The organism is Rhodococcus gordoniae (assembly GCF_001646655.1).
Classification (GTDB): Bacteria; Actinomycetota; Actinomycetes; order Mycobacteriales; family Mycobacteriaceae; genus Rhodococcus; species Rhodococcus gordoniae.
The window spans coordinates 138,767-151,351 of the sequence record NZ_LPZN01000013.1; the positions used below are offsets into that span (position 1 = coordinate 138,767).

At 69.4% G+C, this 12,585-nt stretch carries 13 protein-coding genes; 11 read left to right on the top strand and 2 right to left on the bottom strand.

Annotated features, from left to right (window positions below; all coding sequences use genetic code 11):
• Positions 1-94 precede the first annotated feature (94 nt).
• The 9 genes from A8G18_RS07530 to dprA all read left to right on the top strand — a co-directional run bounded on the left by A8G18_RS07530 (position 95) and on the right by dprA (position 9,180).
• On the top strand, positions 95-2,455 hold the full coding sequence (locus A8G18_RS07530) for a Tex family protein (RefSeq protein WP_064063368.1): 2,361 nt from the start codon (positions 95-97) through the stop codon (positions 2,453-2,455).
• A gap of 67 nt (positions 2,456-2,522) precedes the next feature.
• Positions 2,523-3,428: a hypothetical protein gene (locus A8G18_RS07535; RefSeq protein ID WP_064063369.1), complete on the top strand. Its 906-nt coding sequence runs from the start codon at positions 2,523-2,525 to the stop codon at positions 3,426-3,428.
• A gap of 83 nt (positions 3,429-3,511) precedes the next feature.
• The gene (gene rplS, locus A8G18_RS07540) at positions 3,512-3,853 is read left to right on the top strand and encodes a 50S ribosomal protein L19 (RefSeq protein WP_016933840.1); all 342 of its coding nucleotides are present in this window, start codon (positions 3,512-3,514) and stop codon (positions 3,851-3,853) included.
• Between the two features lie 227 nt (positions 3,854-4,080).
• On the top strand, positions 4,081-4,890 hold the full coding sequence (gene lepB, locus A8G18_RS07545; protein ID WP_064063406.1) for a signal peptidase I: 810 nt from the start codon (positions 4,081-4,083) through the stop codon (positions 4,888-4,890).
• A complete protein-coding gene (locus tag A8G18_RS07550; protein WP_084421576.1) occupies positions 4,851-5,639 on the top strand; it encodes a ribonuclease HII in 789 nt (262 codons plus the stop codon). Before lepB ends, A8G18_RS07550 begins: the two co-directional genes overlap by 40 nt.
• Positions 5,640-5,676: 37 nt before the next feature.
• Positions 5,677-5,991, top strand: coding sequence for a DUF2469 domain-containing protein (locus tag A8G18_RS07555; protein WP_006550963.1), 315 nt, complete (start codon positions 5,677-5,679; stop codon positions 5,989-5,991).
• Positions 5,992-6,167: 176 nt separating this feature from the next.
• Positions 6,168-6,542: a YraN family protein gene (locus A8G18_RS07560; RefSeq protein WP_064063370.1), complete on the top strand. Its 375-nt coding sequence runs from the start codon at positions 6,168-6,170 to the stop codon at positions 6,540-6,542.
• The gene (locus A8G18_RS07565; protein ID WP_064063371.1) at positions 6,542-8,050 is read left to right on the top strand and encodes a YifB family Mg chelatase-like AAA ATPase; all 1,509 of its coding nucleotides are present in this window, start codon (positions 6,542-6,544) and stop codon (positions 8,048-8,050) included. Before A8G18_RS07560 ends, A8G18_RS07565 begins: the two co-directional genes overlap by 1 nt.
• Positions 8,047-9,180 (top strand): DNA-processing protein DprA, encoded by a 1,134-nt coding sequence (dprA, locus tag A8G18_RS07570; protein ID WP_064063372.1) that lies wholly within the window; start codon positions 8,047-8,049, stop codon positions 9,178-9,180. The genes A8G18_RS07565 and dprA overlap by 4 nt, the downstream gene beginning before the upstream one ends.
• A 19-nt stretch (positions 9,181-9,199) precedes the next feature.
• On the opposite strand, the gene A8G18_RS07575 is transcribed toward dprA, so the two are convergent.
• Positions 9,200-9,466 (bottom strand): DUF6953 family protein, encoded by a 267-nt coding sequence (locus A8G18_RS07575; protein ID WP_016933846.1) that lies wholly within the window; start codon positions 9,464-9,466, stop codon positions 9,200-9,202.
• A 98-nt stretch (positions 9,467-9,564) separates the two neighbouring features.
• Between A8G18_RS07575 and A8G18_RS07580 the strand changes: the two genes are divergently transcribed.
• Positions 9,565-10,347 (top strand): siderophore-interacting protein, encoded by a 783-nt coding sequence (locus tag A8G18_RS07580; protein ID WP_064063373.1) that lies wholly within the window; start codon positions 9,565-9,567, stop codon positions 10,345-10,347.
• Positions 10,348-10,363: 16 nt separating this feature from the next.
• Here the strand turns inward: A8G18_RS07580 and A8G18_RS07585 are convergent, their stop codons facing one another.
• Entirely contained in the window at positions 10,364-11,551 is a 1,188-nt protein-coding gene (locus A8G18_RS07585) for a multidrug effflux MFS transporter (RefSeq protein ID WP_064063407.1), read from the bottom strand.
• 106 nt (positions 11,552-11,657) lie between these two features.
• Between A8G18_RS07585 and A8G18_RS07590 the strand changes: the two genes are divergently transcribed.
• Complete coding sequence (locus A8G18_RS07590) at positions 11,658-12,575, top strand: tyrosine recombinase XerC (RefSeq protein ID WP_425337693.1); 918 nt, start codon at positions 11,658-11,660, stop codon at positions 12,573-12,575.
• Positions 12,576-12,585: the final 10 nt, after the last annotated feature.

A 12,585-nucleotide genomic window follows, 5' to 3' on the forward strand; every position in this document is an offset into this window, starting at 1 on the left:
CGGGATCCTGCAGGGACCCCATGCGGTCACGGGCGCGGGGCGCCCCGTGCGGTCACGGGCGCGGCCGGGGAAGGCAACTGTAGGGTCGTTCGACGTGACGACCCAACTCGACACCGTGAACCGGCGGATCGCCCAGGAACTCGACGTCCGCGAAGACCAGGTCGCTGCGGCCGTGGGTCTGCTCGACGGAGGTGCGACCGTGCCGTTCGTCGCGCGCTACCGCAAGGAGGCGACCGGCGGGCTCGACGACGCCCAGTTGCGCACCCTCGAGGAACGCCTCCGTTATCTGCGCGAACTCGACGAGCGCCGCACCGCGATCCTCGAGTCGATCGAGACGCAGGGCAAGCTCGACGACGCGCTGCGTGGCCAGATCATGCTCGCCGACACCAAGGCTCGGCTCGAGGACATCTACCTGCCGTTCAAGCCGAAGCGGCGTACCAAGGCGCAGATCGCCCGTGAGGCCGGTCACGAACCCGTCGCCGACGCGCTCATCGGTGATCCCACCACCGATCCCGCCGGGTACACGCCCGAGCAACTCGACGGTGCGCGCGCCATCCTCGTCGAGCGTTTCGCCGAGGACGCCGATCTCGTCGGCGAACTGCGTGAGGCGATGTGGACGCGCGGCAAGGTGACCTCCACCGTGCGTTCCGGCAAGGAGATCGACGGCGCGAAGTTCTCCGACTACTTCGAGTTCTCCGAGCCGTTCACCCAGCTCCCCTCGCACCGCATCCTCGCCCTCCTGCGCGGGGAGAAGGAGGAGGTGCTCTCGTTGTCGCTCGATCCCGAGGCCGACGAGACCGTCCCCGGCGAACGTAGCTACTACGAGGGACGGATCGCCACCCGTTTCGGCATCGCCCACGAGGGGCGCCCCGCCGACACGTGGCTCCTCGACACCGTCCGGTGGGCATGGCGTACCAAGCTGCAGATGTCGCTCGCACTCGACATCCGGATGCGGCTGCGGCAGTCCGCGGAAAAGGACGCGGTCGACGTGTTCGCCGCGAACCTCAAGGATCTGTTGTTCGCTGCCCCGGCCGGCACCCGCCCGACGATGGGCCTCGACCCCGGTTACCGCACCGGGACGAAGGTCGCGGTCGTCGACGCGACCGGCAAGGTCGTCGACCACACCACCATCTATCCGCATCAGCCCCACAACAAGCGCGACGAGGCCCTCGCGGTGCTCGCCGCGTTGGTCGCGCGGCACGGTGTCGAACTGATCGCGATCGGCAACGGCACGGCGTCGCGTGAGACCGACGCTCTCGCAACCGAACTCGTCTCCCTGGCGAAGGTGCCCGGGCTGACCAAGATCGTGGTGTCGGAGGCGGGAGCGTCCGTCTACTCGGCCTCGGAGTACGCCACCAAGGAGCTTCCGGACCTCGACGTGTCCATCCGCGGTGCGGTCTCCATCGCACGCCGCCTGCAGGACCCGCTCGCCGAACTCGTGAAGATCGACCCGAAGTCGATCGGTGTCGGCCAGTACCAGCACGACGTGTCCGAGACGATGCTCGCGCGGTCGCTCGGCGCGGTGGTCGAGGACGCGGTGAACGCCGTCGGCGTCGACGTCAACACCGCGTCGGTTCCGCTGCTGGCCCGCGTCTCCGGCATCACGGGTTCTCTGGCCGACAGCATCGTCGCCCACCGCGACCAGCACGGTCCGTTCCGTGCGCGGACCGCACTCAAGGACGTTCCGCGTCTCGGCCCCAAGGCCTTCGAGCAGTGCGCGGGCTTCCTGCGCATCCCCAGCGGCGACGATCCGCTCGACGCGTCCGCGGTGCACCCCGAGGCGTACCCCGTGGTGCGCCGGATCGCCGACCGGACCGGCAGCAGCGTCCGCGAACTCCTCGGCAACACCGCCACCCTGCGGAAGCTGCGGCCGGACGAATTCGCCGACGACCGCTTCGGTGTCCCGACCGTCACCGACATCATCTCCGAACTCGAGAAGCCCGGCCGCGACCCGCGTCCCGAGTTCAAGACCGCGACCTTCGCAGCCGGTGTCGAGAAGGTCGCCCACCTGAAGCCCGGCATGGTCCTCGAGGGCGTGGTCACCAATGTCGCGGCGTTCGGCGCGTTCGTCGACGTCGGAGTGCACCAGGACGGCCTCGTCCATGTCTCCGCGATGTCGCGCAGCTTCGTGAAGGATCCACACGACGTCGTCCGATCCGGCGAGGTCGTCAAGGTGAAGGTCCTCGAGGTCGACGTCGCCCGCCAACGCATCGGTCTGACACTGCGACTCGACGACGAGATCCCCGCGCCGGACGCCGAGAAATCCGGAGATCAGCCGCGCGGAGGTGCCCGGCGGTCAGCGAACCGGAGCGGGGGGAACCAGGGCAGCGGGCGGGGCCGGAACGGTCAGGGCAAGCGTGACCAGCAGGGCCGGGGCGGCGACCGCCGTTCGGCACCTGCCGCGTCCGGGTCGATGGCCGACGCGCTGCGACGCGCCGGTTTCGGCAACAACTGACCCGAATCACCGGGTCACTCCTGCAATGCTGTGGACATGAATCCACGGTGGCCGGGGTGATCCGGTGATGCTCGACTGGGTGCGGCGCGAGATCGTCGATCAGGGCCACCTGCCGCTGCTGGCCTTCTTGCTCGGCTTCGTGGCCGCGTTCGTCTTCATCCGGATCAGCGTGCGGTTGATCCGGGCACAGGTGCGCTGGTGGCCCGGCAACATCACCCCCGGTGGGCAGCACGTGCACCACGTGGTGTTCGGCGTCGTCACGATGGTGATCGCCGGCGGGGGACTGATCGCGATCTCCGAGGACTCGAACCGGGTCGCCGCCACGGTCCTCGCCGCGGTGTTCGGCATCGGCGCCGCACTGACCCTCGACGAGTTCGCGTTGATCTTCTATCTGAACGACGTGTACTGGGAAGAGCAGGGGCGGGTCTCCGTCGACGCCGTCTTCGTGGCGATCGCCGTGACCGGGATGTGGCTGCTCGGCCTGCGCCCGTTCGAACTGGGGGACGCCACGAACTTCGAGGACAGCGGTGACTGGGCCGAACGGGCCGGCCTCGTCGTGGCCGTGCTCGTGAACCTCCTCCTCGCCGCGATCGTCCTGGCGAAGGGCAAGATCTGGACCGGTCTGGTCGGGCTGTTCGTCGTTCCGCTCCTGTGGGTCGGGGCGATCCGGCTCTCCCGGCCGGGTGCCCCTTGGGCGCGTTGGCGGTACGGCGAGCGGTCGCGCCGGATGAGCCGGGCGCTCGAGCGCGAACGTCGAGTGCGACGTCCGGTGATCCGCGCCAAGATCTTCGTGCAGGACCTCGTCGCGGGGGCCCCGACGCTCGAGACCGTGCGGGGCAGTGTGGAGCACTCGCGTACCGCGACCGAGGCGGAACTGGACCGGCGGGTCCGTCCGGCCCCGCCGCCGATTTCTTCGATCGATGTTCCGTCTGGCACAATGGACGGGTTGCCCCGTTCGGGCACGCCTACCTGACCTGGGCACGAACCGGTCGAGCCCGCCACACGGCGGTCGCCGCCAGGTTCCTCTGCTCGAGCGAACAAGAGGATGAACAACCGATGAACACCCTGGACTTTCTGGACGCCAAGTCGCTGCGCAACGACATCCCGGACTTCCGTCCCGGCGACACTCTCGATGTGCACGTCAAGGTCATCGAGGGCAGCAAGGAGCGCGTGCAGGTCTTCAAGGGCGTCGTGATCCGGCGTCAGGGCGGCGGTGTCCGCGAGACCTTCACCGTCCGCAAGGTTTCCTTCGGCGTGGGCGTGGAGCGCACCTTCCCGGTGCACAGCCCCAACCTCGCCAAGATCGACGTGCTGACCCGTGGCGACGTCCGCCGTGCGAAGCTCTACTACCTGCGTGAGCTGCGCGGCAAGGCTGCCAAGATCAAGGAGAAGCGCTGATCTTCGGCCGCCGAGAAGCCCTTCGGGCTGCTCGGCGCGGCTCTCGAGCCACCCGATAGAGCATCCGACGACCCGGTCGGGACCCATGTCCCGGCCGGGTCGTCGTCTTTGCGGGGATGGTCCGTTACCGGGCGGCGGGGTCGACGGTCGTCCTCGGAGGTCCGCCCTGCGGCAGACGCTAGTCTGTCGAGGTGGCAGATTCCCCGCACGATCCGGCCGGACCGGACGTGAACCGCAACGACGTTCGAGGTTCGGCTCGGAGCGATCGAGCCGACGGTGCACACCACCGGCGCGAGGACCCCGCAGCGAACGACACCGCCCCGAAGGCGAAGAAACAGAAGTCCTTCTGGCGCGAGTTGCCGATCCTCATCGTCGTCGCTCTGGCCCTGAGCTTCCTGCTGCAGACCTTCGTGGCGAGGGTCTACCTCATTCCGTCCGAATCGATGGAGCCGACACTGCACGGCTGCCCGGGCTGCACCGGCGACCGCATCGTCGTCGAGAAGGTGGGATACCGCTTCACCGATCCCCGGCCCGGCGACGTCATCGTCTTCGAAGGACCCGACTCGTGGTCGTCGGGCTACGTGTCCACTCGTTCCGACAACGTCGTCGTGCGGGGACTGGAGGAAATCGGCTCCCTCGTGGGTGTCGTGCCCCCGGACGAGAACGATCTCGTCAAGCGCGTGATCGCGGTCGGTGGTCAGACGGTGGAGTGCTGCGACGACCAGGGTCGCGTCCTGGTCGACGGGGTGCCGCTCGACGAGCCGTACGTGACCATGGACTTCCCGTTCACACCGGGTGTCGTCACGTGCGAGACCGAGGTGCCTTCCGGGCGGTGCTTCGGACCCGTCACGGTTCCCGACGGGCACGTCTGGGTGATGGGCGACAACCGGAGCAACTCCGCCGACTCCCGTTACCACGTGGGCGACGAGCATCAGGGCGCCATCCCGCTCGAGAACGTCATCGGAAAAGCCCGCTTCATCGTGCTGCCTCCCGGCCGATGGGGCCTGATCGAATCACCGGAGATCCTGCCCTCGTGACTGCTTGGCCACCTCGCCCTGTGATCCGCCGATCCTCGGGACTGCGCACGATGGAGTCCGCGCTCGTGCGCTGCGGTCTCGGTCCGGTCGCGGGGGTCGACGAAGCCGGCCGCGGGGCCTGCGCGGGTCCGCTCGTCGTGGCCGCCTGTGTGCTCGGCGATCGGCCGCACGCCGCCCTCGACCGGCTCGACGACTCCAAGAAGCTCACCGAACGCACACGCGAGGAGCTGTACTCGGTCATCGTGCGACGCGCACCGGCGTGGAGCGTCGTGGTGATCCCGGCGACGGAGGTCGACGCGATCGGCATCCACGTCGCGAACATCGAGGGCATGCGACGGGCGGTCGCAGGCCTGTCGACTCCACCCGGTTACGTGCTCACCGACGGCTTCCGGGTGCCCGGACTGCCCGCTCCGTCCCTGCCGGTCATCGGGGGCGACGCGGCGGCCGCGTGTATCGCGGCGGCCAGCGTCCTGGCGAAGGTCACCCGAGACCGCATGATGGTCGAACTCGACCGCGAGGTACCGGAGTACGGCTTCGCGATACACAAGGGCTACAGCACACCGACGCACATGGCGGCGTTGGCCGAGCACGGCCCGTCGCCGCATCACCGGCGGTCGTGGGCCAATGTGCGCTCGGTGTGCGGAGTGCCCGCGGTGCGTCGCCGGTTGTTCGCCGATGACCCGGGTCGTCGCCCGTACACCGACGATGTCGGGCGTCGATTGTTCACGGACGAGGCGGATGCGGGATGATTGCAGGACACACCAGAGTGGGAGGACACCGAGACCGATGAGTGCCGAGGATCTCGAGAAGTATGAAACCGAGATGGAACTCTCGCTGTACAGGGAGTACCGGGACATCGTCGGTCAGTTCGCGTACGTCGTGGAGACCGAGCGCCGGTTCTACCTGGCGAACGCGGTCGAGTTGCTGCCGCACAACGCCAACGGCGAGGTGTACTTCGAAGTGCGCATGTCCGACGCCTGGGTGTGGGACATGTACCGTCCCGCACGCTTCGTCAAGCACGTCCGCGTGATCACGTTCAAGGACGTCAACATCGAAGAGCTCGACAAGCCCGAACTGAGACTGCCCGACAAGCTGGGCTGACGATCACGGGGATGGACCCGCGCCGAGCGGCCGCATCCTAACGGGGACGCCGGCACCGAGCGGTTCCCCACGACGTTCCGACTGCGGTTGTCCACAGGCACCGCACTCGTCCACAGATCCCGCGATCGCGCACTCGGCGGCCGAATCCGCGGACCCCGGTACTCCACAGTGAGGGTATGCAGGGGAGAAACAGGACAGGGCACAACCGGGATCTGGGCGCGCGAGGTGAGGATCTCGCCACGGAATACCTCGAATCGACCGGCATGGTCGTCCTCGAACGGAACTGGCGCAGCCGTTACGGCGAACTCGATCTGATCGTGCAGGACGGAGCGACCGTCGTCTTCGTCGAGGTCAAGACCCGCACGGGTACCGGTTACGGCACCCCGGCCGAAGCGGTGACGCCGGCGAAGGCCGAACGTATCCGCCGCCTCGCCGGACTGTGGCTGTCGGAACAGACGCACCGCTGGTCGCATATCCGGGTCGACGTGGTGACCGTGCTGCTCGCGCGGGGCCGTGCGCCCGAGATCACCCACCGCAAGCAGGTCCTCTGATGGCGCTCGGGCGCGCCTGGTCGGTTGCGGTCTCCGGGATCGACGGACAGGTCGTCGAGATCGAAGCAGACATCGGGCGAGGTCTGCCCGGTGTGACGATGGTCGGGTTGCCCGACACCGCGCTTCAGGAATCGCGCGACCGGGTGCGCGCCGCCGTGTCGAACTCCGGGGCCGCGTGGCCGGATTCGAAGGTCGTCCTCGCGTTGTCGCCGGCCACCCTGCCGAAGGTCGGCAGTGTCTACGATCTCGGGCTGGCCTGCGCGGTGCTCGACGCCGCGGATGTCGTGCCGGCCGAGGCCGTCTCCCGGACGGTGCTGCTCGGCGAGCTCGCGCTCGACGGCCGGGTCCGCCCGGTGCGCGGTGTGCTGCCCGCCGTGCTCACGGCGAAGAGGCACGGCTGGTCGCGCGTGGTGGTGCCGGCCGCGACGATGACCGAAGCGGCGCTCGTGGACGGCATCGACGTCTACGGCGCCGAGACGCTGCGCGAGCTGGTGCTGTGGCTCCAGGGAGACGGTCCGCTCGAACGACCCGATCCGCGTGCCCTTCCGCCACGTGCGGTGCGCGGCGACCTCAGCGAAGTGGTCGGCCAGCACGAGGCGCGCCGCGCGATCGAGGTCGCCGCGGCCGGGGCGCATCACCTGATGCTGACCGGTCCTCCCGGGATCGGGAAGACGATGCTCGCACAGCGTCTTCCGGGGATACTGCCGGACCTGAGCGAGAGTCACGCCCTCGAAGTGACGGCGATCCATTCGGTGGCGGGCACCCTCACCAGCGATCGCCCTCTGGTGACCGAACCACCGTTCATCGCACCGCATCACACGGCGTCGGTGAGTTCCCTGATCGGAGGAGGAACGGGAATGGCGAAACCCGGCGCGGTGAGCCGGGCGCACCGCGGCGTGCTCTTCCTCGACGAGGTCGCCGAGATGGGAACGAAGATCCTCGAAGCGCTGCGGACACCGCTCGAGGACGGGGAGGTGCGCATCGCCCGCCGGGACGGCGTCGCCCGATATCCGGCCCGGTTCCAGCTGATCCTCGCGGCCAATCCTTGTCCGTGCGCACCTCCACGCGATGCCGACTGCGTGTGTGCGCCGACCGCGCGCCGCCGCTATCTCGGACGCCTGTCCGGCCCCCTCCTCGACCGCGTCGACCTGCGCGTCCGGATGCAGGCCGTCGCGACGAGCGCACTGATGGGGGAGACCGGCGAGAGCACCGGCGAGGTGCGGGCGCGGGTCGCCCGGGCGAGAGCCGCAGCGGGTGAGCGGTGGGCCGAATACGGCTGGGCCACCAACGCCGAGGTTCCCGGTCCGGCCCTGCGCCAGAAGTTCCGGCTCCCGCGTGCCGCCCTCGAACCGGTCGAATGGGCGCTGCGCAAGGGCGCGATCACCGCCCGCGGCGCGGATCGGGCACTGCGGGTCGCGTGGACACTGAGCGACCTCGAGGGTTCGGATTCGCCGTCGGCGACGCATGTCGCCGCCGCACTCGACTTCCGGGATCGAGGTGTCGCGTGAACGAGAAGCCGGACGAACGCCGCTTGGCCTGGGCGTATCTGTCCACCGTCGCGCAGGGTGCGTCGCGGTCGTTGTCGGCGGCGGTCGATGCCCGGGGAGTGGTCGAGGTGGCGGCCTCGATCCGCTCGGGTTCGACCCGCGACGAGCTCTCGGCGCGGTACTCGGTTCGGGCGCATCTCGCTACCGCGGCCCGGGATCTCGAGCGTCTGGGGCGGGCCGGAGGGCGGCTGGTGACGCCGGACGACGACGAATGGCCCGCGTGGCAGATGCTCGGCTTCGGCACCCTCGACACCGCGACCGACGCCGAGGGGCCACCCCTCGCACTGTGGGTATGGGGGAGCCGGCGGCTCGACGAACTGGCCGAACGCGCGATCGGCGTCGTCGGAACCCGCGCCGCGAGTGGTTACGGTGAACACGTCACCGCGGAGATCGCCGGGGATCTCGCCGCCGACGGGTGGACGGTCGTATCCGGAGCCGCGTTCGGCGTCGACGCGGCCGCACATCGCGCGGCGCTCGGGGTGGGCGGCACCACCGTCGCGATCCTGGCGTGCGGTGTCGACCGGGCGTATCCGGCGGCACATACGACGATGTTGCGGCAGATCTCCGAGTCCGGACTGGTGGTCAGCGAGTATCCGCCGGGGGTGAGCCCCGCTCGGTACCGGTTCCTGGCCCGGAACCGGCTGATCGCGGCCCTGTCGGCCGGCACCGTGGTCGTCGAAGCGGGGTGGCGCAGTGGTGCGCGCAACACCGCGGCGTGGGCGAGACGACTCGGCCGACCGGTCATGGCGGTGCCCGGACCGGTCACCTCGGCGGCCTCACAGGGATGTCACCGCATGATCAGGGAAGGAGAAGCCCGCCTGGTGGGCGTGGCGCGCGACGTCGTCGAGGAGTGCGGTCCGCTGATGGCGGGCGGGGACGACGACCGCGACGGCCTGTTCCGCCGCGAGCTGGACGGACTGTCGGGCGACATGGCACTGGTCTACGAGGCGCTTCCGGCGTCGAACGTCAGTGATCCGGCGATGGTGGCCGAGTCGGCGGGGCTGCCGATCGAGCGGGTGCGGGCAGCACTGCCCCTGCTCGAACTCGACGGACTGGTGGAGACCACGGACGGAGGATGGCGGCGGACGTGACCGGTGCCCCGAGCGTCGATCACTCGGTCGAGGTGCCCGCCGTCGGCTCGTCGTCGACGTACCAGGCGCGGTCGTCGCGGTTCCACTTCACCGCGCCGCGATGTGCCTTGCGGAACTCCTTGAGGACTGCCCGGTCGATCGACGGGTGGCCGTTGTCGTTGACGTAGATCCAGTCGGAGCCGAACTTGGCGTCGATCGCGTCGACCATGTCGGTCTGGGTGACCCTGCGTTCGGTGGTGATGATGTCGGTCATCCAGGTGGCGATGTCGGCCGCGGTGGTGCTCATGTTCTCGAGCCTAGAGCGTCGCCGATCGTGACGTCCCCGCCGCACCCCGCCACAGAGTACGGTGGCGCAGTAATAGGTAACCCTAATTTGGAGGTCCGGTGGCTCGGAAAGCGCCCGCATCGACGACACTCACGGTCCTGCGGACCGAGACGATCGGCGAGCATTTCGTTCGTGTCGTGCTCGGTGGGGACGGATTCGGCGAGTTCCCCGCCCGCCCGGAGACCGACAGTTACGTGAAGATCGAGTTGGCGGCAGGGGACGAGACCGTCGTCCGCACCTATACCGTCCGGCGCGTCGACCCCGACGCCCGGGAGATCTGGATCGACTTCGTCGTTCACGGCGACGAGGGTGTCGCGGGACCGTGGGCTCGCTCGGTGCAGCCGGGCACGCAGGTCGTGGTGCGGGGTCCCGGCGCGGGTTACCGGCCCGATCGCTCCGCCGACTTCCATCTGCTCGCCGGCGACGAGACCGCGATCCCCGCGATCGCGGTTGCGCTCGAGGATCTTCCGGCCGATGCGAGGGGAGCGGTCTTCCTGGAGGTCATCGGGCCCGGCGACGAACTGAAACTCGATGCCCCGGCGGGGGTGGACGTCACGTGGCTCCATCGCGGTGTCGCGGCCGGTGACGCCGGTGCCGACCTGATCGACGGCAACTCGCCGCTCGTCGCCGCGGTGAAGACCTTGCCCTGGCCGGGCGGCGACGTGCAGGTCTTCGTGCACGGTGAGGCCGAGGCCGTCATGAAGCACATCCGGCCGTACCTGCGGAAGGAACGGGCCGTACCGCCGGCACGCGCGTCGATCTCGGGGTACTGGCGTCGCGGACGCACCGAGGAGGGCTTCCGCGTGTGGAAGAGCGAACTGGCGGCCGTCGAGAGCAACTGACGGCCGGCGGTTCGCGTCAGCTCGAGGACTCGCGCGCCGGCACCGCGGCCGAGTCACGCGCCAGTACCGCAGCGGAGGCAAGCGCGAGTCCCGAGCAGATCACGATGGCGACGGCCATCGGGATACCGGTGCCTTCGCCGCCGAGCCCGACGAGGGGGGAGACCACGGCGGCGAGACCGAACTGGGAGGCACCGATCACGGCGGAGCCCGTACCGGCCGCCTTCGGGACCTGCGACTGGGCCAGCGCGGTGGCGTTGCCCAGCGTCAGGCCCATCATGCTGATCGCGACGAACAGCAGCGGCAGGATCAGCGCCGCGACGTAGCCGACGACGACCATCGTCAGCAGCAGCAGGGCGCCCGCCGTGAACATGGTGGTCACACCGAAGAGCAGCAGTGTCCGCACCTCGAACCGGCCGATGAGGCGGGTGTTGACGGCGTTGGCCAGCACGAGACCGGCCGAGTTCACGGCGAAGACCATCGAGAACTGGCCGGGGCTCAGACCGAGGATGTTCTGCGTGACGAACGGTGACGCCGAGATGTACGAGAACATCGCGCCGAAGCCCAGGGCCATGGCGGCGGCGTAACCCACGAAGCGTCGCTGCCGGAGGACGTACCCGAAGTTGCCGGCCATCGTCTTCAGGCCGCCGCTGTGCCGTTTCTCCGGCGGAAGGGTCTCCGGGACGAACGCGAAGGCGCCGGCGGCCATCAGGACTGCCAGGCCCGTGAGCACCCAGAAGATGCCGCGCCACCCGATCGGATCCAGCAGCACCCCGCCGAGAAGCGGCGCGGCGACGGGTGCGATGCCGCCGATGATCATCATCAGGCTGAACAACTTCGCCGCCTGATTGCCCCGGGCCCGGTCGGCGATCACCGCGCGGGCGAGAACGATGCCGGTGCCGCCGCTGAATCCCTGGATGAGACGCGCCGCGATCAGAATCTCGACGGTGGGCGCCATCGCGCAGATCGCGCTGCTGACCGCGAGGACGATCGTGCCTGCGAGGATCAGCCGTCGCCGGCCCCAGCCGTCCGAGAGCGGACCGACGAGCAACTGACCGAGTCCGAGCCCCGCCATGAAGGTCGTGAGGGTGAGCTGAACGCCGACGGTCGAACTGCCCAGGCTCTCCGCCATGACGGGAAGTCCCGGAAGGTACATGTCCGTGGCGAGCGGCGCGATGGCCGACAGCAACGCCAGGGCGCACAACATCGGTACCGGGATCGTTTTGTTCACGAAAGCACCTTAGTCGGCGCGGGTCGTTGCACCCGGAGCCGTCGTGCCGCACGGTGGACGCATGCGAGGTGACAGTTCCGACATGCTCCCGGCGACACTGGCCGTGCATCTCGACGACTTCGTCGACCATCTCCGCTTCGAAGGCAACCGCTCGGAACACACGATCCGCGCCTATCGGACCGATATCCGCTCGCTTCTGCAGCACCTCGCCGACCGGCACCCGGAGGCGCGCATCACCGACCTCGACCTCGATCTGCTGCGCTCGTGGCTCGCCGGGATGGTGACAGGGGGCGCGGCGCGCGCCACGCTCGCGCGGCGCACGTCGTCGGCACGCGTCTTCACCGCATGGCTCGAGCGCACCCGGCGTCTCGACACCGACCCGGCGACGCGCCTCGTCTCGCCGCGCCCGCACCGGTCGCTGCCCGCGGTACTCCGCGACGATCAGGCGCTGGAGATCATGGAGGCCGCGAAATCCGGTGCGCGCGAACTCGATCCTGTCGCCCTGCGGGATCGCCTGATCGTCGAGCTGCTCTACGCGACCGGAATCCGGGTCGGGGAACTCTGCGCTGTCGACATCGACGATGTGGACGCCGAGCGCCGAGTCGTCCGGGTCCTCGGCAAGGGCGACAAGGAACGGATCGTCCCCTACGGAGCTCCCGCGGCGGATGCGATCGACGCGTGGCTGCGTCACGGACGCCCGCACCTCGTGCACCCGTCGTCGGGTGCGGCGCTGCTGCTGGGCAAACGTGGCGGGCGGATAGATCAGCGGCAGGTCCGGTCCGTGGTGCACGAGGCCGTCTCGTCGGTGCCCGGCGCACCCGATCTCGCGCCGCACGGCCTGCGGCACAGCGCTGCCACGCACCTGCTCGAAGGGGGAGCGGACCTGCGCGTGGTCCAGGAGGTGCTGGGACATTCGAGTCTGGCCACCACGCAGCTCTACACACACGTCTCGGTGGCCCGCCTGCGCGCCGCGCACGATCAGGCCCATCCCCGCGCCTGATCGGCTGCCG

Coding starts and splice junctions, on each gene's coding strand:
- A8G18_RS07535 (WP_064063369.1), top strand. CDS start 2,523: ATGCTCGACTGGGTGCGGCGCGAGATCGTCGATCAGGGCCACCTGCCG.
- rplS (WP_016933840.1), top strand. CDS start 3,512: ATGAACACCCTGGACTTTCTGGACGCCAAGTCGCTGCGCAACGACATC.
- A8G18_RS07550 (WP_084421576.1), top strand. CDS start 4,851: ATGGGGCCTGATCGAATCACCGGAGATCCTGCCCTCGTGACTGCTTGG.
- A8G18_RS07555 (WP_006550963.1), top strand. CDS start 5,677: ATGAGTGCCGAGGATCTCGAGAAGTATGAAACCGAGATGGAACTCTCG.
- A8G18_RS07560 (WP_064063370.1), top strand. CDS start 6,168: ATGCAGGGGAGAAACAGGACAGGGCACAACCGGGATCTGGGCGCGCGA.
- A8G18_RS07565 (WP_064063371.1), top strand. CDS start 6,542: ATGGCGCTCGGGCGCGCCTGGTCGGTTGCGGTCTCCGGGATCGACGGA.
- A8G18_RS07575 (WP_016933846.1), bottom strand. CDS start 9,466: ATGAGCACCACCGCGGCCGACATCGCCACCTGGATGACCGACATCATC.
- A8G18_RS07585 (WP_064063407.1), bottom strand. CDS start 11,551: ATGTTGTGCGCCCTGGCGTTGCTGTCGGCCATCGCGCCGCTCGCCACG.
- A8G18_RS07590 (WP_425337693.1), top strand. CDS start 11,658: ATGCTCCCGGCGACACTGGCCGTGCATCTCGACGACTTCGTCGACCAT.